Origin of the sequence: Streptomyces sp. WAC 04229 (assembly GCF_003947455.1) — a bacterium.
Taxonomy (GTDB): domain Bacteria; phylum Actinomycetota; class Actinomycetes; order Streptomycetales; family Streptomycetaceae; genus Streptomyces.
The window spans coordinates 1-19318 of sequence record NZ_QHJH01000028.1; the positions used below are offsets into that span (position 1 = coordinate 1).

The 19318-nt window shown below is 71.7% G+C and carries 17 protein-coding genes; 9 read left to right on the forward strand and 8 right to left on the reverse strand.

Going from position 1 to position 19318, the window contains the following annotated elements; all coding sequences use genetic code 11:
• Together DMH12_RS10955 and DMH12_RS10960 are read left to right on the forward strand one after the other, a co-directional pair.
• On the forward strand, nt 1-365 hold a 365-nt coding region (locus DMH12_RS10955), incomplete at its 5' end, for a C40 family peptidase (protein WP_185832247.1).
• 4 nt (nt 366-369) lie between these two features.
• Nucleotides 370-1281: a hypothetical protein gene (locus DMH12_RS10960; protein ID WP_125491377.1), complete on the forward strand. Its 912-nt coding sequence runs from the start codon at nt 370-372 to the stop codon at nt 1279-1281.
• On the opposite strand, the gene DMH12_RS10965 is transcribed toward DMH12_RS10960, so the two are convergent.
• The gene (locus DMH12_RS10965) at nt 1270-2694 is read right to left on the reverse strand and encodes a cation:dicarboxylate symporter family transporter (RefSeq protein WP_125491378.1); all 1425 of its coding nucleotides are present in this window, start codon (nt 2692-2694) and stop codon (nt 1270-1272) included. The two genes, DMH12_RS10960 and DMH12_RS10965, sit on opposite strands and share 12 nt — an antisense overlap.
• A gap of 247 nt (nt 2695-2941) precedes the next feature.
• Here DMH12_RS10965 and DMH12_RS10970 point away from each other — a divergent pair, with 247 nt between their 5' ends.
• On the forward strand, nt 2942-4357 hold the full coding sequence (locus DMH12_RS10970) for a M1 family metallopeptidase (RefSeq protein WP_125491379.1): 1416 nt from the start codon (nt 2942-2944) through the stop codon (nt 4355-4357).
• A gap of 15 nt (nt 4358-4372) precedes the next feature.
• On the opposite strand, the gene DMH12_RS10975 is transcribed toward DMH12_RS10970, so the two are convergent.
• Nucleotides 4373-5824 carry an aromatic amino acid ammonia-lyase gene (locus DMH12_RS10975; RefSeq protein ID WP_125491380.1) on the reverse strand — a complete coding sequence of 484 codons (1452 nt, stop codon included), beginning with the start codon at nt 5822-5824 and terminating at the stop codon, nt 4373-4375.
• Nucleotides 5825-5876: 52 nt separating this feature from the next.
• Here DMH12_RS10975 and DMH12_RS10980 point away from each other — a divergent pair, with 52 nt between their 5' ends.
• The 4 genes from DMH12_RS10980 to DMH12_RS10995 all read left to right on the forward strand — a co-directional run bounded on the left by DMH12_RS10980 (nt 5877) and on the right by DMH12_RS10995 (nt 11756).
• Nucleotides 5877-6734 (forward strand): MurR/RpiR family transcriptional regulator, encoded by an 858-nt coding sequence (locus DMH12_RS10980; protein ID WP_221763123.1) that lies wholly within the window; start codon nt 5877-5879, stop codon nt 6732-6734.
• A complete protein-coding gene (locus tag DMH12_RS10985; RefSeq protein WP_125491381.1) occupies nt 6700-8070 on the forward strand; it encodes an MFS transporter in 1371 nt (456 codons plus the stop codon). The genes DMH12_RS10980 and DMH12_RS10985 overlap by 35 nt, the downstream gene beginning before the upstream one ends.
• A 148-nt stretch (nt 8071-8218) precedes the next feature.
• Nucleotides 8219-9724 (forward strand): peptide MFS transporter, encoded by a 1506-nt coding sequence (locus DMH12_RS10990; protein WP_125491382.1) that lies wholly within the window; start codon nt 8219-8221, stop codon nt 9722-9724.
• A gap of 28 nt (nt 9725-9752) precedes the next feature.
• On the forward strand, nt 9753-11756 hold the full coding sequence (locus DMH12_RS10995; RefSeq protein ID WP_125491383.1) for a CocE/NonD family hydrolase: 2004 nt from the start codon (nt 9753-9755) through the stop codon (nt 11754-11756).
• 33 nt (nt 11757-11789) lie between these two features.
• Here the strand turns inward: DMH12_RS10995 and DMH12_RS11000 are convergent, their stop codons facing one another.
• The 3 genes from DMH12_RS11000 to DMH12_RS11010 form a co-directional block, all read right to left on the reverse strand.
• Nucleotides 11790-13154: an APC family permease gene (locus DMH12_RS11000; RefSeq protein WP_125491384.1), complete on the reverse strand. Its 1365-nt coding sequence runs from the start codon at nt 13152-13154 to the stop codon at nt 11790-11792.
• A 95-nt stretch (nt 13155-13249) separates the two neighbouring features.
• A complete protein-coding gene (locus tag DMH12_RS11005; protein WP_125491385.1) occupies nt 13250-13474 on the reverse strand; it encodes an MbtH family protein in 225 nt (74 codons plus the stop codon).
• Between the two features lie 122 nt (nt 13475-13596).
• Nucleotides 13597-15447, reverse strand: a complete 1851-nt coding sequence (locus DMH12_RS11010) for an RICIN domain-containing protein (protein ID WP_260474175.1) — start codon at nt 15445-15447, stop codon at nt 13597-13599.
• A gap of 287 nt (nt 15448-15734) precedes the next feature.
• Between DMH12_RS11010 and DMH12_RS11015 the strand changes: the two genes are divergently transcribed.
• Nucleotides 15735-16388: a TetR/AcrR family transcriptional regulator gene (locus DMH12_RS11015; protein ID WP_125491387.1), complete on the forward strand. Its 654-nt coding sequence runs from the start codon at nt 15735-15737 to the stop codon at nt 16386-16388.
• A 47-nt stretch (nt 16389-16435) separates the two neighbouring features.
• On the opposite strand, the gene DMH12_RS11020 is transcribed toward DMH12_RS11015, so the two are convergent.
• The gene (locus tag DMH12_RS11020) at nt 16436-16831 is read right to left on the reverse strand and encodes a RidA family protein (RefSeq protein WP_125491423.1); all 396 of its coding nucleotides are present in this window, start codon (nt 16829-16831) and stop codon (nt 16436-16438) included.
• Between the two features lie 135 nt (nt 16832-16966).
• Here DMH12_RS11020 and DMH12_RS11025 point away from each other — a divergent pair, with 135 nt between their 5' ends.
• Entirely contained in the window at nt 16967-17938 is a 972-nt protein-coding gene (locus tag DMH12_RS11025; protein WP_125491388.1) for a YafY family protein, read from the forward strand.
• Nucleotides 17939-17960: 22 nt separating this feature from the next.
• On the opposite strand, the gene DMH12_RS11030 is transcribed toward DMH12_RS11025, so the two are convergent.
• Entirely contained in the window at nt 17961-18494 is a 534-nt protein-coding gene (locus DMH12_RS11030) for a GNAT family N-acetyltransferase (protein WP_125491389.1), read from the reverse strand.
• A 67-nt stretch (nt 18495-18561) separates the two neighbouring features.
• On the reverse strand, nt 18562-19248 hold the full coding sequence (locus DMH12_RS11035) for an SDR family NAD(P)-dependent oxidoreductase (RefSeq protein WP_125491390.1): 687 nt from the start codon (nt 19246-19248) through the stop codon (nt 18562-18564).
• Between the last annotated feature and the right edge of the window lie 70 nt (nt 19249-19318).

Below are 19318 nucleotides of genomic sequence, written 5' to 3' on the forward strand. Positions count from 1 at the left end.
GGGCGAGCGTGAGCGGGGCGGCCGGGAAAGCGGTGGGCTTCGCGATGGCCCAGATCGGCAAACCGTACGTATGGGGAGCCGTGGGCCCTTCGTCGTACGACTGCTCGGGACTCACCTCCGCCGCGTGGGCGGCCGCCGGGCACCCCATTCCGCGTACCTCGCAGGCGCAGTGGCAGGGCCTGACCCGGGTCGGCCTCTCGTCCGCGCGCCCCGGTGACCTGATCATCTACTACAACGACGCCACGCACGTGGGCATGTACATCGGAGGCGGACAGATGGTCCACGCCCCACGGCCCGGACGCTCGATCACGACCGCGCCCGCCGCCTCCATGCCCATCCTCGGTGTGGTCCGACCCGGAGTCTGAGCGTATGCCCCACTCGCCGACACCCCGTGACAAGGGGAACCTGCCCGTCCTCAGCGCACCGCCGCTGATCCGACTCGACGCGTACGTCGCCGAGGACGGGTCGACGGTGGTCAACGGCCATCTGCTGGAGATGGGCGGCATGCGTCCGGCCAACGAGGCGATCCTCGACGCCATCGCCATGTTCGCCCGGACCCTGGGGGCCCCGGTGGCGGCGACCGTCATCGACCGCCCCGCCCAGCAGGTGGCGCGCCTGCGGGTCTACCCGGACGGCTCCAGCCGGACCATCGCCGAGGAGGAGGACCTGCCGCCCGGCCGCGAGCGCACCGCCGCGGAGGAGGAGGCGTTCCCCCCGCTCGCCCGCGTCGAGCGCATCATCCAGCACACGCAGCGCGAGGAGCTGCACGCCGCGTTCGTCCTCGCCAGCGCGCTGCGCGAGCACCTGTCGCTGCGACGGGGCGCGGAGGACGAACTCTCCCTGGAGGCACGGGCGATAGAGGCGTACATCGCCTACCTGCGGGGCGACTACATGATCTCCACCGTGCTCGCGCTGACCGTCGCGCGGATCCGCTGCCGCACCGACCTGAACCGGGCCGCACCCGAGGTCGCCCGGGCCACCGCGGCGTGGCAGCGGCTGTGGGACGAGGGCCAGGTCGCGACCCGGGGGCAGGAACTGCTCCGCATGTGGGAGCGGTTGTCGGCGGAGGGCCTGCTGCACGATCCGTCCCACCACGCCATGGCCCAGGCGGTCCGGACCCGGCTCGAACGGGGCAGCCGGTACGTGGAGAGCCCGGCCCCCGCCACGGCGGCGGCGCTGCCGGCGGCACCGTCTCCGGCCGCCCCCGAGGACAGGCCCCTCAAGCCCACCCGCCGGGGGCTGCGCCGCTTCACTCGCCGCCCCGGCCGCTCAGCCGGCTGAACCACCGCCTGCCGCGGGAGGCACCGGGGTGTCCTTGCCCGACGCGACGGTGGCCGGGGCGGGAGCCTCGCCGGTCACCGCCGCGGGCCGGGCGGGGCCCGCGTCCCGCTCCTCGACGAACTCGTGCTCGCCGTCGAGGACTTCGCGTGCGCGGGTGCGGTCCAGGGCACCCTCCCACTTGGACACGGCGAACACGGCGACGCAGTTGCCGAGCAGGTTGGTGGCCACGCGCATCGTGTCCATGATGCGGTCGACCCCGAGGAGCAGGGCCACGGCGCCCGCCGGGATGACCCCGAGCGCCGAGGCCGTCGCGGACAGGGCGAGGAAGGCCGAACCGGGCACCCCCGCCATCCCCTTGCTGGTGAGCATCAGGACGAGGACGACGGTGACCTGCTGGCCGAGCGTCAGGTCGACGCCGACGGCCTGGGCGATGAACAGGGTCGCGATCGAGAGGTAGATGGACGCGCCGTCGAGGTTGAAGGAGTAGCCGGTGGGCAGCACGAGGCCGACGGCGTCGTCGCGGCAGCCCGCGTGCCGGAGCTTCTGCATCATGCGGGGCATGACCGTCTCGCTGGAAGCGGTGCCCAGGGCCAGCAGCAGTTCCTCACGGGTGTAGCGCACGAACTTCCACAGGCTCACGCCGGTGAACAGCTTGAGCGCGAAGCCCAGCAGAAGCAGGAAGACCAGCGCGACGGCGTAGCAGACGCCGATCAGCTTGCCGTAGGTGGACAGGGCACCCAGGCCGTACTCCCCGACGAGGTGCGCGGTGGCGCCGAAAACGGCCAGCGGGGCGAGTTTCATGACGAAGCCGACGATCGCGAAGACGACTTCCTGCGCCTGCTCCACCGCCGGGAGGATGGCGGGCACCTTGGTGTGGCCCAGGTGCAGCACGGCGGCGCCGGCGAGGCAGGCGAGGACGAGTACCTGGAGGAGGGAGTTCTCGGCGAAGGCGCCGACGGCGCTGTCCGGCAGGGAGTGCAGCAGGAACTCGCTGGTGGACGGCAGTTCACCGCCGCCGGTCTCGGCGTCGACGGCCGAGGCGTCCAGCGATCCCGGGTCGACGTTCATTCCGCTGCCGGGGCGTACGAGGTTCCCGGCCACCAGTCCGACCGCGAGGGCGACCGTGGTGGCGACCTCGAACCAGATGAGCGCCTTCAGCCCGATGCGGCCGAAGGCCTTGAGATCCCCGGCCTTGGCGATGCCGGTGACCACCACGCAGAAGACCAGCGGGGCGATCATCGCCTTGATCAGCCGGATGAATCCGTCACCGAGCGGCTGGACGCTGCTGCCCACCTGTGGCCACAGGCCTCCGACGAGGACACCGGCGACCAGGGCACAGGCCACCTGTACGAACAGTGACGCCCGCAGAAAACGGCCGAGGCGACGCGCCAGGGACGGACTGGCATTCGACACGGAGCACACTCCCTTCCATGCAATTCCATCATGTGGAATCAAACTTTCACCGCGAGCCACTATCGAGGGCGTTCGGCCATCAGAGAAGGGTCCGAACCGCAGGTCGCCGGGACTTTGGCACAAGATCCAAACCCCAAGCGGGAGCAAGGGCCGCACTCACCGACACGGGCGGTCGAAACGGACAGCGCGGGATCGAAGCGCGCCAACCCGGTTCCCATGCGGCCGTGTTGTGGCACCATTCGCTGCCATGTCGCCGATAGCCGCGTGGTCGCACAGGTCCGGTCGTCCTCCGTTCGCTGTGCCGCCCGTGCTCGTCGTGTTCCTCGTGCTGTTCGCGCTGGTGGGTGCCGGCGGGACGAGCGCCGGCGCGGCGGACCGGACGGGGATGTCCGGAGATGCCGCGACGCCGGACCGGGCACGCTACGACGTGGACCTGCGCGCCGACGCCGACGGCGGTCACTGGACCGGGCGGCAGCGGGTGTCGTTCCAAAACGGGTCCGAACGACCGCTGCGCGAGGTGTACCTGCGCCTGTGGGGCAACGGCGAGGACGGGTGCGGCAGGGCCGGTGCGCCGTCGCCCGTCAGGGTCTCGGACGTGCGGGGCGGTTCGGCCGCGGGTCTCTCCGTGGACTGCACGGCCCTGCGCGTCACCCTGCCGAAGCCCCTCGTGCGCGGCGCGCGTGCCTCGCTCGGCTTCGACGTCTCCCTCACCGTCCCCGGCCGCAACGCCCGCTTCGGCCGCGAGGACGCCCACCGCTTCCTCGGCAACGCCCTGCCCGTGCTCGCCGTGCACGACGCCGAGGGGTGGCACCTCGACCCCTATGTGGCCGTCGGCGAGAGCTTCTACGCCCTGGCGAGCGACTTCCGGGTGCGTCTCGACCACCCGTCGGGCCTGAAGGTGCCGACGACCGGCCGCACCCGGACCGTGCCCTCGGGCGACCCCGGCCGGACGGTCACCCTCGCCGTCGCCGACCGGGTGCGCGACTTCGCCTGGGCGGCCGGGCCCTTCCGGACGGCCACGGACATCTCGCCGGGGGGCGTGCGCGTCACGTCGTACTGGGCCGAGGGCACCCCCGCCGCCGGCGTGCGCCTCACCCGCGAGGACGCCCTCGCGGCGATCGACCGGTTCGGCGAGGAGTTCGGCCGGTATCCGTACGGCGAGATCGACCTGGTGATGACCCCCGGATTCGGCGGCGGCATGGAGTACCCGGGGCTCGTCCTGCTCGGCACGACCGAGGAGGGCGGCGCCGTCGTCCACGAGCTGGCGCACCAGTGGTGGTACGGCGTCGTCGGCAACGACGAGTACGCCTCCCCCTGGCTGGACGAGAGCTTCGCCCAGTACGCCAACGCCCGGTTCTACGGCTGGGAGACCCGGGACTGCTGGGCCGAGGTGTACTGGCCGGACGAGGACGCCGCGTTGACGTCCTCGATGGACTACTGGTCGACGCACCCGGGTTCCTACCACCTCGTCTACACGGCCGGGCCCTGCGCGCTGGCCGACCTGGAGCGCACCCTCGGTGCCGGCTCCATGGCACGGCTCCTCAAGCGGTACGCCCAGGACCACTGGTACGGCGTCTCCACCACCGCCGGCTTCAAGAAGGCCGCCCAGGCCGTGACGGACCAGGACCTCGGCCCCTTCTGGGAGGCCCACCGCATCAGGTGACGGTGGGCGCGGACCTCACAGGGCCGCGAAGCGGTCCAGGAGCCGCTCCGCCTGCCGGATCTCGGAGCTGAGGGGGTGGTCCTCGGCGATGTGCGGCAGCGCGGACGTGGCCAGCCGGTACGCCTCGCGCAGCGGGGTGTCGGGCAGTTCGGCATCCGCCATCCGCAACGCGCGTACCGCGCCGAGCAGTTCACAGGCCAGGACGGTGCGGTACGCGGCCGTCGCGGTGACCGTGCTGCGTACCGCGTGGGTCGAGAAGCTGGCGTGGTCCTCCAGGCCCCGGGAGATCACCGCGGTGCCCAGCGTCACCGGTGAGGCGGCGTGCCGCAGGGTGCCGAGCGCGTCGTGGGACACGTACTCGAGGATCATGATGCCCGAGCTGCCGGCGGGCCCGTCCGCGAGGAACGGCGGTAGTCCGCTCAGGTCCGGTTCCACCAGGTCGCTCAGCCGGGCGGCGGACAACTCGGCGATGTGGTGCAGCGCGGCTCGGAGGTAGTCGAAGGCGAGCGCCAACTGGGCCGTGGAGAACTGGCCGTGGTGGTAGGCCTGGTGGGTCTCCGCGTCGATCAGCGGGTTCTCCGCGGCGGCGTTGACGTCGACCTCCAGCACCTCCCCCACCCGGGCGGCCGCGTCGAGTGCCGCCCCCTGCACCTGGGGGAAGGCCCGCAGTCCGAACGGGTCCTGCAGCCGCCGCCCGGGAACCGGGTCGCCGGAGCCGGTGAGCAGCCGGCGCAGGTCCGCGGCGCAGCGCACCGAGCCGGGGTGGGGGCGGGCGGCGTGGACGCGTTCGTCGTAGGCCTCGGCCGAGCCGCCCAGGGCGCGGAAGGTCAGCGCGGTCACGACGTGGCTCGCGGCCAGCAGGCGGTTCAGGTCGTGCCAGGCCAGGACGGCCTCGCCGAGCGTGGCGGCGTTGCTGGAGATGAACGCCAGCGCGTCCCCCGGGCTGATCGGCACCGGTTCGATTCCGCCGGACGCCCAGGGCAGCTCTCCGGCGAGCGTCAGCGCGATCTCCGCCAGGGCCGTCAGGTCGCCGGTGCCGATCGCGCCACGGGTGTGCACGAGGGGCAGCGCGCCGACCCGCAGGGCCTGCTCCAGCGCCCGCAGCAGACGGGGGTGGACGCCGCTGCCGGCGGCGGCGAGCTGGTTGAGGCGGATCACCATCACGGCCCGCACCGCGTCGTCGGAGAGGGGCTCCCCGGAACCCCCGGCGTGGCTGCGCAGCAGGCGCAGCCCGTGCAGGTCCGCCGCTCCCGGGTCGACGACGATGTGGCGGTTGGCCCCGACCCCGGTGGTCCTGCCGTAGACGGCTCCCTTGGCGCCCAGCTCGACGGCCAGTTCGTAACTCTGCTCGGCCCTGGTCAGGGCGTCGGGGGTCAGCTCCGTCCACGCGCTGCGCCGGGCCGCGCGGACCACGTCGGTGCAGCGGAGCCCGGCGCCGCTGATCTCGATCCGGCTGGTATCGATCATCACCCCTCCTCTTGACAAGTCTTCATTCATTCCTGCGAATAGCATGTAACTCTTGATTCGTCGGACTGGCAAGAAGGAGATCCCGGTGCCCCGGTCGCTGCACGAGTTGCTCACTGCCCACCGGCTCACACCGGCGCAGCGCCGCATCGCCAGTTACCTCGCCGAGCGCCCGGTCGACGCCGCCGCGCTCACCAGCGCCGAGCTCGCCGAGCGCGCCCAGGTCAGCCAGCCGTCCGTGACCCGGTTCGTCGCGCTGCTGGGCTTCGACGGGTACGGGGAGTTCCGCCGCTACCTCCGCACGGCGACGGCCGTGCCCGAGGTGCGGCGCGAGGGCAACAAGTTCCAGGCCGCCATCGACGCGGACCTGCGCAACATCGCCGCCCTGCGCGCCGAGCTGTCGGACGACACCCGGCTGCGCGCGCTCGCCGCGCGGCTGATGGAATCGACGCCGCTGGTCGTCGCGGGCTACCGCGTGTCGGCGGCACAGGCGGCGTCCTTCGCCTACCTGGCCACCAAGATCCACCCGGACGTCCGGCTGCTGACCGACTCCGGCAGCGTGTTCGGGGACCAGCTGCGGCACGCCCACCGGAGCGGTGCCCGCACCCTCGTCCTGGTCGCGCTCCCCCGCTACCCGCGGGAGAGCGCGGCTGCTCTCGACCAGGCCCGGGAGCTGGGCCTGCACACTCTTCTGATCACGGACCGGCTCGTCTCGGCGCTCACCCCCCTCGCCGACGACGTGCTGAGCGCGGGTGTCGCCTCCGAGTTCGTGTTCGACTCCCACGCCGCGGTGGTCTCGCTGTCCGTGGCACTGGTGGAGGCGATGGCCGACGCGGCCGGCGCCCTCGCCCGGCAACGACTGGAAGGTTTCGAAGACTATGCCGCAGAGCACGACCTCTTCCTCCGGGAGTGACTCGGCCGTCCCCGTCGGAGGCGAGGCGGCGGCCACCGCGTTCGACGACGCCCCCCTCAACCGGTTCCACCTGCGCATCACGTCCCTGACGTTCTGCGCCAACGCCTCCGACGGCTACGAGCTGGGCATCATCAGCATCGCCCTGCCGCTGATCGCCTCGCAGCTGGGCTTCGGCACGGTCTGGGAGGGTCTGCTGGGCGCGTCGGCCCTGATCGGCATCTTCCTCGGCAGCGTGATCGTCGGCTGGGCCGCCGACCGGATCGGCCGCCAGCGGCTGTACACGTGGAACTTCGTGCTGATAGCCGTGGCGTCCGCGGCCGAGTTCTTCGTGACCGGACCGGCCCAGCTGTTCGTGCTGCGGCTGCTCATCGGCATCGGGATCGGCGCGGACTACGCGCTGGGGCCGACGCTCGTCGCCGAGTTCGTGCCCCGCAGGTACCGCGGAGGGCTGCTCGCCTCGCTGACCGTCCTGTGGACGGTGGGCTACGTCATCGCCTTCTTCCTGGGCAACTACGTGGTCTCGCTGGGCGACGACGCCTGGCGCTGGCTGCTCGCCTCCAGCTGTGTGCCGGCGGTGGCCGTGGTGCTGCTCCGCATCGGCGTGCCCGAGTCGCCGCGGTGGCTGCTGGCCAAGGGCCGGGTCGAGCAGGCCCGCGCGGTCGTCCACCGGCTCGGCGGTGACACGGAGGCGTTCGCCTCGCTGGTGCGGACCACCCAGGCCGCGGGCGGTGCGGCGAAGGCGCGCTACCGGGACCTGTTCGGCCGTGACCACTGGCGGCACACCGCCTTCGGCGCTGTCTTCTACAACGCCCAGGTGGTGCCGTACTTCGCGATCTACACCTTCCTGCCGCTGGTCCTGCTGAAGATGGGGGTCGGCGAGGAGGACACCACCAGCGACGGCTGGCTGAACGTGTTCCTGCTGGCAGGCAGCGTCGCGGGGCTCTGGTTCGTGGCCAAGGCCTCCCGCCGCTCCCTGACCATCTGGTCCTTCGTCGTCCTCATCGCCTCGCTCGCGCCGATGGCGATCTGGCCGGACGCCCCCACCGCGGTGCTCTTCCCGCTGTTCCTGGTCTTCACCTTCACGATGTCGGCCGCGGTCAACCTGGACCAGGTCTACCCGGCCGAACTCTTCCCCACCGACCTGCGCAGCTCCGGCGTGGGCCTGCTCAACGGGCTCAGCCGGGTGGGTTCGGCCATCGGTACGTTCCTGCTCCCGCTGAGCCTGGACCACCTCGGCTTCTCCCCCACCATGCTGGTGCTGACCCTGGTCCTGGCCGCGGGGCTGGCCGCGTCGGTCGTCTGGGCCCCGGAGACCAAGAACATGGCGCTCCACTAGCCTCCGCACCCCTGCGTACGCCCTCGGCCTGGGCGTATGCAGTTGCGAACCAGGGGTGATCCCTGATCTCCTGACCAGCAACGTGGGACTTCCGGCCGGTTCGCCGTGCGGCGGTCCCAGCCCCCATCCCCGACCGGCGACAGGACCCATGACAGACCGTGCCCAGCCCGTGACGGCCGACGACGAACAGCCGCCCACGGGGGACGACCGTACCTTCTTCGGACAGCCGAAGGGTCTGCTCACCCTGTCGGGCCTGGAGGTCTGGGAGCGTTTCTCGTTCCTGGGCATGCAGGCGATCCTCGTGCTGTACTTCGCCGACTCGGTGGCGAACGAGGGCCTGGGCATGGACGCGGGCACCGCCGCGTCGGTGTCGGCCGCCTACGGCACCCTCGTCTACCTGGTCTCCGTCGGCGGCGGCTGGCTCGCCGACCGCATCCTCGGCTCCTACCGGGCGGTGCTGTGGGGCGGCGTCCTCATCGCCCTCGGCCACTACTCCATGGCCGTGCCCACCGCCACCATGACCTGGGTCGGCCTCGGCCTCATCAGTCTGGGCACCGGTCTGCTCAAGCCCAACGTGGCCGCCATGGTCGGCAAGCTCTACCGCACCGACGACGACCGCCGCGACGCCGGCTTCGCCCTGTACTACATGGGCATCAACATCGGCGCCTTCGCCGGTCCGCTGATCACCGGCTGGCTCGGCGAGCATCAGGGCTGGCACTGGGGCTTCTCGGCGGCCGCCTTCGGCATGACCCTGGGGCTGATCCAGTACGTCGCGGGGCGGCGGCACCTGGCCGGGCGCAAGCACGCCGCCGAGTTCGCTCTGGCCCCGGCGGCCATGCGGCGGGCCGTGTGGCTGATGGTGGGCGGGACCGTGGCCTTCGCCGCGCTGTGCGGGCTGCTCGCGGGCGTGGGCTGGCTGACCATGGACCGCTTCGTCGACGTGCTCACCCTCGCCTCGGTGGTCGCGCCGGCCGTCTACTTCTGGGTCATGTTCACCAGCCCCCGGGTCACCGCCGAGGAGCGCGGCCGGCTGCGGCCCTACATCGTGCTCTTCCTGGCCTCGGTGGTCTTCAACTTCATCCTCTTCCAGGCGTACTCGACGATGATGCTGCTCGCGTCGACGAACGCCAACACCAACATCCTCGGCTTCGACTTCCCCTCCAGCTGGTACGCCTCCGCACTGGGTGCCTTCGAGGTGGCGCTGGCCCCCGTGGTCGCCGCCGTCTGGGTGCGGATGGGCCGCCGCCAGCCGCACGCCTCCAACAAGATCGCGATCGGGGTGATCCTCGGCGGCCTGTCGTTCCTGCTCATGGTGGTGCCGACCGCGGGCCACGAGGGCACCGACTACCGGATGGCCGCCTGGTGGATCGTCGGCTCCTACCTGCTGCTCGGCCTCGGCGACGTCCTCCTGGAGACCTCGGGCCTCTCGGCCAGCAGCAAGCTGGCGCCGAAGGCGTTCTCCAGCCAGACCATGGCCCTGTGGTTCCTGTCGCTGGCCCTCGCCAACGGGATCCAGGCCCAGGTCGTGAAGATCTACGACGACGTGTCCCACCCCGTGTACTTCGGCGTCAACGGCGGCATCGCGGTCGTCCTCGGCCTGGTCGTCGTCGCCCTCGCGCCGTGGCTGCGGCGCACCATGCACCCCGTCCACTGAGCACCGGCACGCCGGAAGGTACCGCCCCATGCGCATCCGCACGGACTTCCCCCACGAGACGACCCACGAAGACATCCGCATCCCGCTGCCGGACGGCACCCGGCTCTACGCGCGGGTCTGGCGGCCGGTCACCGAGGAGCCGGTCCCGGCCCTGCTGGAGTACCTGCCGTACCGCCTCAGCGACTGGACGGCGCCCCGCGACAGCCAGCGCCACCCCTGGTACGCCGGCCACGGCTACGCCTCCGTGCGCGTCGACGTGCGCGGGCACGGCAACAGCGAGGGCCTGCCCGGCGACGAGTACGACGCCACGGAGCTGGCCGACGGCGTGGCGGTCGTCGAGTGGCTGGCCGCGCAGCCCTGGTGCAGCGGCAAGGTGGGCATGTTCGGGATCTCCTGGGGCGGCTTCAACGCGCTCCAGATCGCCGCGCTCGCCCCCGAGCCGCTGAAGGCCGTCGTCACCGTCTGCTCGGCGGACGACCGGTACGACAACGACGTGCACTACATGGGCGGCTCCGTCCTCGGCGTCGACATGCACGCCTGGGCCGCCACGATGCTCGCCTTCGTCTGCCGCCCGCCGGACCCGGAGTACGCGGGCGAGCAGTGGCGGGAGATGTGGCTGCGGCGGCTGGAGGCCGTCGACCCGTTCATCCACACGTGGCTGGCCCACCAGCTGCGCGACGACTACTGGAAGCACGGCAGCGTCTGCGAGGACTACTCCGCGATCGACGCCGCCGTCCTCGCCGTCGGCGGCTGGCACGACCCGTACCGCGACACCGTGCTCCGGCTCGTCGAGCACCTGCCCGAGGACCGGGTGCGGGGGCTGATCGGCCCGTGGTCGCACCAGTACCCGGACCGCGGTCTGCCGCCGGGCCCGCCGATCGGCTTCCTCCAGGAGACGCTGCGCTGGTGGGACCAGCACCTGAAGGGCGAGGACACCGGCGTCATGGACGAGCCCCGGCTGCGCTCCTGGATCAGCGAGTCGCACCGGCCGGCCACCGTCTACCCCGAGCTGCCGGGCCGCTGGGCCGGCGATCCGGCCTGGCCGTCCCCGTACGTCACCCCCACCACCCATGCCCTCGGCGGCGGTCCGGTCGTCGTACGGTCCCCCCAGCACACCGGCGTGGACGCCGGGCGGTTCTTCCCCTTCGGCAACGACGCAGACCTGCCGCCCGACCAGCGGGAGGAGGACGGCCGCTCGGTGTGCTTCGAGTTCCCCGTCACCGACGCCCCCGTCGAGATCCTCGGGCGCCCCGAGGTCACCCTGCGCCTGCGGATGGACGTGCCGTACGGGCAGGCCGTCGCCCGGCTCTGCGACGTCGCGCCGGACGGGTCGTCGACCCTGGTGACCCGCGGCGCGCTCAACCTCGCGGCGCGCGAGGGCCGGGACCGCAACGTGCCCTGGACGCCGGGGGCCACGGAGACGGTGACCTTCGCGCTCAACGGCATCGGTCACACCTTCCCCGCCGGACACCGCATCCGGCTCGCCGTCTCCTCGGCGTACTGGCCGTGGATCTGGCCGCAGGCCGGCTCCGACGGCTTCGTCCTGGAGCCGGCCGGCTCGGCGCTCGAACTCCCCGTGCGGGACCCCGGGGAGCACCCGGAGGACACCGGCATCCGCTTCGAGGCCCCCGAGCAGTCCGAGCCCTTGCAGGTGGTGTCACCGGCGACGCTGGAGGAGGAGCGCCCGGAGCGGCTGGTCGTGCGGGACGTGGCCAAGGGCGAGTGGCGGCTGGAGGTCGATCCCCGCTACGGCGGTACGCGCGTGTACCCGGACGGTCTCGAGTTCGCCGAGGACGCCCTGGAGACCTACACCGTCCGGGAGGACGACCCGCTGTCGGCGCGGGCGCGGTCTCAGTGGACCGTGCGGCTGCACCGGCCGGAGCTGGGCTGGGACGCGCGGGTGGAGACCCGCTCGGAGATCACGTGCGACGCGGGCGACTTCGTCACGTCCAACGAGGTGGTGTGCCGGGAGGGCGACGAGGTCGTCTTCCACCGCACCTGGGAGCGGCGCATCCCCCGCGTCGCCCGCTGAGCCCCGGACCTCCGGGCGGCCCGGGGCGGCGGCTCACTCCTCGCCCCGGGCCTTCATCACCGTCTTGTTCAGCGCCCACAGCCCGATGCCGATGGCCACCAGCACGCCCGCCCGGATGTACACGTCCGCGGGCCGGTCGGCGAGCGGGCTGGCCAGGGCCAGCGAGGCGATCGCGCCGAGCACCGGCAGGACGGTGGGCGTGCGGAAGTGCTTGTGCTCCACCGGGTCGCGGCGCAGGACCAGGACGGCGACGTTGACGACCGCGAAGACGCACAGCAGCAGGAAGGCCGTGGTGTCGCCGAGGCCCGCGATCTCGCCGGTGGAGACCAGGCCGATGGCGAGCAGCGAGACGAAGACGATGCCGACGACCGGTGTGCGCCGCCGGGGCAGGACGCGGCCGAGGGCGCGGGGCAGGATGCGTTCGTTCGCCATGCCGTAGCAGAGGCGGGACGCCATCATGATGTTGATCAGCGCCGAGTTGGTGACCGCGAACAGGGCGATCAGCGCGAACAGCTTCGGCGGGAAGTCGAGTCCGCCGGCCTTGACGACCTCCAGCAGCGGTCCGCTGGAGTCCTCCAGCACGCGGTAGTCGACGAGGAGCGAGGAGATCAGGGCGACCAGGACGTAGATGGTGCCGGTGACGGTGACGCCGATGAAGATGGCGCGCGGGAAGGTGCGCGCGGGGTCCACGGTCTCCTCGGCCATGTTGACGGAGTCCTCGAAGCCGACGAAGGCGAAGAAGCCCAGCGCCGTCGCGCCGAGCACGCTGGTGACCAGCGCGTAGCCGGAGCCCCCGGCCTGGAACTCGCCGAGCCGGGAGGGTTCGCCGTCCCCGGTGAGGACCGCCCAGGCGCCGACGGCGAGGATCACGAAGAGGCCGGTCAGTTCGACCAGGGTGAGGACGACGTTGGTCTTCACCGACTCGGAGACGCCGCGCAGGTTGAGGGCGGCGAGGGCGAGGATGAACAGGATCGCGATGAGCGTGGGCGGGAAGAAGTCCGTGAACTCGGAGAGGTAGTCGCCGCTGAAGGCGCGGGCCGCCGCGCTGGCCGAGGACAGGCCCGAGCACATCACCATGAAGGCGACGATGAAGGTGAGGAACGGGACCTGGAACGCCTTCTGCGTGTACAGCGCGGCCCCGGCCGCCTTCGGGTACTTGCCGACCAGCTCGACGTACGAGGCCGCCGTCAGGATGGCCACCACGAATCCGATGACGAACGGCAGCCACAGCGCGCCGCCGACCTTGCCCGCGACCTGGCCGGTGGTGGCGTAGATGCCGGTGCCGAGGATGTCGCCGATGACGAAGAGGATCAGCAGCTTGGGGCCGATGGCCCGCTTCAGGGGGGTGTCGTCCGCTCCTCCCGGCGAGGCGGCGGCGTCGCTTCCGGCTGTCGTCACGAGGTTCCCCCTGGGGCGGCTGACACGGACAGGTGTCGACTGCCCTGCCGATCACCGAGTCATGCCACCGCGTACTCCAGGCGGCAGCATGCGCGCTACCCCACCGGCGTTTCGGAGGCCATGCTCTCGATCAGGCTCTTGGGCCGGAGATCGGTCCAGTGCTTCTCCACGTAGGCGAGGCACGCTGCGCGGGTGTCCTCGCCGTGGACGACGGTCCAACCGGCCGGCACCTCCACGAAGGAGGGCCAGAGGGAGTGCTGCCCTTCGTCGTTGACGAGTACCAGGTACACGCCGTTCTCGTCGTCGAACGGGTTGGTCACGACTCCTCCTTCAGCTGAACTTAGGCGAGGCTAGCCTTAGTTACCCGTGGAGGGCAACACCACACGGCCGGCGGCAGGCCCGGATACCCGGGGCCTGTCCGCCGGCCGCGCGGTCGCGCAGGTCAGCCGGTCAGCGTGAAGGCCTGGGCGGTCGACTGGGAGCAGGGCTGCTGGGAGAGGCGGGCTCCGTTGGCGGTGGAGGCGTTGTCGACGGTCAGGCACTTGGCGCTGTGGCGGGCGACGAAGCGGTACCGGTTCGCGGGGCCGACGGGTTCGGGGCGCCACTGCTGGTTGGTGGAGCCCACGTAGTCCCACAGGTGGACGCGGGTGCCGTCCGCGGTGGCGCCGGAGCCGCCGTCCACGTCCCACGCCTTGCCGTTGTGGCGGTTGACGGCCTGGTAGTACCCGTCTCCGGTGGGACGGAACTGCCAGGACTGGTTGGCGCCTCCGCCGCAGGCCCACTGCTGCACGGCGGTGCCGTTGGCGGTCCCCCAGTCGGCGGCGTCGAGGCACGCTCCGCTGCCGGCGTTCACGACGCGGTACCAGGAGGCGGGGTCGATCGGACCGGTCGGCTCGCCGCCGGTGCCGCTCCACACGAAGGTGGCGACGGCTCCGGCCGGCAGGGTGTAGGCCAGCGATTTCCCGCCGTCGGTGAGGGAGAAGCGCTGGGACGACGAGGCTGTGTTGACGACGTAGGCGACGCGGGAGCCGTCGGGGTTCTGGAAGGCGACGTTCTGCACGCCGCCCGCGCCCTGGCTGCCGGAACCGATGCGGGTGGCTCCGGGTGCGACGAACTTGCTCACGTGACCGAGCACGTAGTACTCGGCGTTGCGGGTCACGTTGCCGCCCGCGATCTCGACCACGCCGTTGCACCGGTTGGTGCAGTGGCCCTGGTGGGGGCCGCCGTTCCGGTCCAGGGCGAGGTTCCAGGTGAGCACCGTCTCGCCGCCGTGGCGGAAGTTCTGGACGACGAGGTTCTCGGCGTGCCAGCGCAGGGTGTCGGCGAACGTCCTGCTCGTGTCGGAGCTGTCGGTGCCGGAGCACTCGGTGAAGAAGACGCGCTTGCCGGCGTCGACGACCTGCTGCTGCGCGGAGACCTGTCCGCCGTAGCAGTGGAAGGCGGCGCCGATGACGCGGTTGATGCCCGCCGTGCGGGAGAACACGTCGAGCGGATAGTTCGGGTGGTCCCAGTTGTGGTCGTAGGCCAGGATGTTGGTCGGCAGCCCGGCCGCCGTGAGTTTCGGGTCGAGGACCTTGAGGAAGTCGGCCTGCTGTGCCGACGTCATCGACATCGAGGGGTAACTGGTGGCGAACTCGGGCTCGTTCTGCACCGTGAGGTCGGTGAGTGCGATCCCCTCCTGCTGGTACGCCCTGATCGCCTTGACCAGGTAGTCGGCGTACGCCGGGTAGTTCTCCGGCTTGAGGCTGCCGCCGTTGAGGGAGTTGCCGCTCTTCATCCACGCGGGCGGGGACCAGGGCGAACCCATGAAGCGGATCTGCGGGTTCACGGCCGTGGCCTGCTTGAGGACGGGGATGATCTCGGCCCGGTCCCGGTCGACGGAGAAGCTGCCGGGGGTGTCCTCGTAGGAGTAGGGGCTGTTCGTCGCGTCGAAGTCGGTGCTGCCCAGCGGCTGGCGCAGGTAGTTCAGTCCGATGCCGTCACCGGCGGTGGAGAACAGCGACCGCATCAACTCACCGCGCCTGTCCTGCGGGAGGCTCTGGATCAGGCGGGCGGAGGCGCCCGTGACGGACGCGCCCGCGCCCGTGAACCGCTGGCCCCTGCTGCCGGCGTCGACGCGGATGTCGACGGACTGGGGCGTGCCGGTGAAGGGGACGCTTCCCTCGGCCGCGAGCCTCTTGGCGCCGTCCGGTGTGGTGACCCACACCTGGGCGACGGGGTCGGCGGCCTGCGCGGTGCCGGACCCTGTGAGGCCCGTCCCGAGACCGGCGAGGGCCAGGGCGAGGGCGGCCAAGGCACGGGAGCGGGACCGGGGTCTCGGAAGGCGGGTTCTCGTACTGGTCGACACGGTGCGGATCTCCTTCGCTTCGGTGGGGAGCGGGGCGTACCGGCGGCCCGGAACGGCGGTGCGGAGAAGCGGCCCAGCCGGTCGGCACCCGGCGCGGAGAGCGGAGCCTCAGCTGAACGACGGCGCCATGAAAGCACACCTACTAAGTACTTAGTAAGTGGTGTGCATCACACTCGCGCGACCCGATCGAAGACCACCGATCGGGCCGCCCGACGGAACGTAGGCTGTCGCACGTGAGCGACCAATCAGTGGGCAGGCCCACGCGCAGACCCAAGAGCGGGCCCCGCACACCACGCAGCCCCGAGGCCCGGCGGCGCCAGCAGGACATCCTGGAAATCGCCACCGACACCTTCGCCGCCCGCGGCTACAACAACGCCTCCCTGGCGGAGATCGCGGACCGCGCCGGACTGACCCAGGCCGGCGTCCTGCACTACTTCCGCTCCAAGGCGCTGCTGCTCACCAGCGTCCTCGAACGGCGCGACCAGGGAGACATCGAGCAACTGGGCCCCGAGCGCCCACACGGCCTCGCCTTTCTGCGCCACCTCGTCGACACCGCCCTGCGCAACGCCGAAAGGGAGGGTCTCGTCCGGCTCTACGCGGTCCTCTCCGCGGAGTCCGTCACCGAACAGCACCCCGCGCAGGCCTACTTCCGCGACCGCTACACCGGACTGCGCGCCTTCGTCACCGACGCGCTGACCGAGGCCTGCGGCCTGGCGGAGTCGGACGCGGCCCGTGTGCACGACGCGGCGAACGCGATCATCGCCGTCATGGACGGACTCCAGGTCCAGTGGCTGCTCGACCCCGACTCCGTCGAGATGGCCGCCTCGACGGACCTGGTGATCCGCTCCCTGCTGACCACGCTGGCTCCGGAGCGCTTCTCCACCTGAGTCCGGCGTCCGGCGCGGCCGGCAGGGGCGCGCGCGGCGAGGTCACGTCACGCGACGGCGGTTCCCTCCAGTTCGACCAGCTGGCCGGGGACCGCCAGCCGGGAGACCCCCAGCATCGTGGAGGCGGGCGCCACCCCTGCGGCGCCCAACCGCGCTGCCAGCACGCCGTAGTGCGGGAGCAGGAGATCGACGTCGGTCGTGTAGACGTTGAGCCGGACCAGGTTCGCGAGGGACATGCCCGCCTCGCCGAGCACCCCCTCCAGGTTGTCGACGCTCAGCGCCAACTGCGCGGCCATGTCGCCGTCGTGCTGGGGCTCGCCGTCGCCGTTCATCGCGGTCTGGCCCGAGATGTACAGGGTCCGGGTGTGCCCGGAGACGACCTCCCCCTGGTGGAATCCCAGTTCCTTCGACCAGGTCACCGGGTTGACCGCGGTGCGTTCCACTGTCACGTCAGCTCCATTCGGTTCATCGGGGGTACGGAGACCGTCGGCCGGGCTGTCGCCGGCTTCGACGTCGTGCCGGCCAGCGTGCCAGCGAATCACGACACCGATGGTCATGTATTCGGATAGAGTTCCCGCGTGCGCGCCGACCGGTTGGTCTCACTGGTGCTCCTGCTGCGTCAGCGCGGTCGGTTGACGGCGGACACGCTCGCTCGCGAGCTGGAGGTGTCCACCCGCACCGTGCTGCGCGACATCGAGGCGCTGTCCACGGCCGGCGTCCCGGTCTACGCCGAACGCGGCCGTCATGGCGGTTTCGCGCTGGCGCCCGGCTTCCGGACCGAGCTCACCGGCCTCAATCACGACGAGACCCTCGCCCTGCTGACCACCGGATCGAGCCGCGGCGAGCCGGTGTTCGGCCTCGGTCCGGCGCTCGCTTCGGCCCTGCGCAAGGTGGTCGACTCGCTGCCCGAGAACCACCGGACCACCGCGAGCGACGCGGCACAGAGGTTCCTCGTCGACCCGGAGACCGACCTGCTCTCCCGCCGGCTGCCGACCGAGCGGGTGTCCGGCACCACGATGACCGAGGTCCGGCGCGCGGTGCTCGCCGGACACAAGCTGCGTATCCACTACGCGGCGGTGGACCAGAGCCCGAAGTGGCGCACGGTGGACCCGATCGGCCTGGTCACCGTGCGCGGCCAGGGCTATCTGCTGGCCACGAGATCGGGCGCGGACCGCACCTACCGGCTGTCGCGGATGCAGGCCGCCGAGGAACTCGCCGAAACCGCGGAGCGGCCGGACCGGGTCGATCTGGACCGGATCTGGCGGGAACGCTCCGCGCGGTTCCTCTCCAGCGGCGACCACGTCACCGTGCCGGTACGGGTGAGCCCGTCGCGGCGCGAGGAACTGCTGGACACCGCGCTGGCCGTGCGCGCGGAAGAACCCGACGCGGACGGCCGGCTGCGGCTGGAGGTGACGTTCCAGGACACCCGGCACGCCGAGTGGGCGCTGTGGCAGCTCGGTACGGACGCGGAGGCCCTCGCCCCGCGGTCCTTGCGGACCGCCCTGCGGGACCGCGCCGCCGCGATCGTCGCCCGTTACGAGGACACGTGAGCCGGAGGACCGGGGGGGTTCCTCAGCCGTCGCGAGCGATGCGGAACAGCACGTTCGGACGCAGAGGGCCCTCGGGCGCCTCCGGGTCGTCGAAGTCGTCGGCCGCGTCCCGGGTCATGCCGATCCTGCGCATCACCGCCTGGGAGCGGACGTTGGCGGCCGTGGTCACAGCGAGGATCTCGGGGAGCGCCAGGGTGTCGAAGCCGTGGACCAGTACCGCCCGTGCGGCCTCCGTGGCGTAACCCCGGCCCCAGGCCGACCGGGCGAGCCGCCAGCCGATCTCCACGCCGGTGAACGGCAGCCCGTCGTCCACTTCGTCCAGCCCCGCGAAACCGATGAACTCGCCCGTGTCCCGGACCTCGACGGCCCACCACCCGTAGCCCCGCCGCTCGAAGTCGGCCCGGAAGGCGGCGACGGAGGCGTCGCTCTGTTCACGGGTGAGCGGGTCGCCCAGGTGCTCTCGCACCTCGGGATCCGCGTTCATCGCCGCCCACGGCGCGAGGTCGGAGTCGCGCCAGTGGCGGAGGACGAGGCGATCGGTACGCAGTTCGGTCATGCGCTCAGCCAAGCCAGCCGCGTCGTGCCGCGCAATCGCATTTGCCGGGGCCGCCGCCGAGGGGCGTCTACCAGGCCAGCTCCCCGTTCTCGTCCTGGAGGGTACCCGTCGGGCCGTCCGGGCCGAGGGTCGCGAGCCGCACGATGGTCCGGGCGCTCTCCTGCGGCGTCCGCCCGCCCTCGAATCCCGCCGTCATGTCGGTGGCGGTGAAGCCGGGCTCGACCGCGTTGAACCTGATCCCCGGCTCGGACTTGGCGTACTGCACCGTCAGCATGGTGGCCGCTGCCTTGGAAGCTGAGTAGAGCGTGGTCGGCAGGTGGTACTCCGGCCGGTCCGGGTTGTTCACCGCCCAGAAGGATCCCGCGCTGCTGGAGACAGTGACCACGGTGGGGTTGGACGACCTGCGCAGCAGCGGCAGTGCCGCTTCGGTGACGCGTACGACGCCCACCGCGTTGGTGTCGAACGCCCGCAGGGCGGTGGGACCGTCGGGGGTTCCGCTCGGCAGGATGCCCGCGTTGTGCACCAGCACGTCGAGCCGGCCCTCGGCCGCGTCGATCGCCGCCAGCGCGCCGCTCACCGAGGCGTCGTCGGTCACGTCCAGGTGCACGAACCGCGCCCCGAGCTCCGCTGCGGCCTTCTCCCCCCGTTCGGCGTCGCGCGCGCCGGCGTAGACGACGTGCCCCAGGGCCAGGAGCTGCTTGGCTGTCTCGAAGCCGAGGCCCTTGTTGGCTCCGGTGATGAGTGTGACGGTCATGGGCTTTCCCCTCGCAGGGCCGACTTCCGCATCGATCGATGCGGAAATTGAACCGTAGCACTTCTGAAGT

Bases quoted from the DNA above. Each gene is read 5' to 3' on its own strand.
- DMH12_RS10960 (WP_125491377.1), top strand. From the start codon at position 370: ATGCCCCACTCGCCGACACCCCGTGACAAGGGGAACCTGCCCGTCCTC.
- DMH12_RS10970 (WP_125491379.1), top strand. From the start codon at position 2,942: ATGTCGCCGATAGCCGCGTGGTCGCACAGGTCCGGTCGTCCTCCGTTC.
- DMH12_RS10975 (WP_125491380.1), bottom strand. From the start codon at position 5,824: ATGATCGATACCAGCCGGATCGAGATCAGCGGCGCCGGGCTCCGCTGC.
- DMH12_RS10985 (WP_125491381.1), top strand. From the start codon at position 6,700: ATGCCGCAGAGCACGACCTCTTCCTCCGGGAGTGACTCGGCCGTCCCC.
- DMH12_RS10990 (WP_125491382.1), top strand. From the start codon at position 8,219: ATGACAGACCGTGCCCAGCCCGTGACGGCCGACGACGAACAGCCGCCC.
- DMH12_RS10995 (WP_125491383.1), top strand. From the start codon at position 9,753: ATGCGCATCCGCACGGACTTCCCCCACGAGACGACCCACGAAGACATC.
- DMH12_RS11030 (WP_125491389.1), bottom strand. From the start codon at position 18,494: ATGACCGAACTGCGTACCGATCGCCTCGTCCTCCGCCACTGGCGCGAC.
- DMH12_RS11035 (WP_125491390.1), bottom strand. From the start codon at position 19,248: ATGACCGTCACACTCATCACCGGAGCCAACAAGGGCCTCGGCTTCGAG.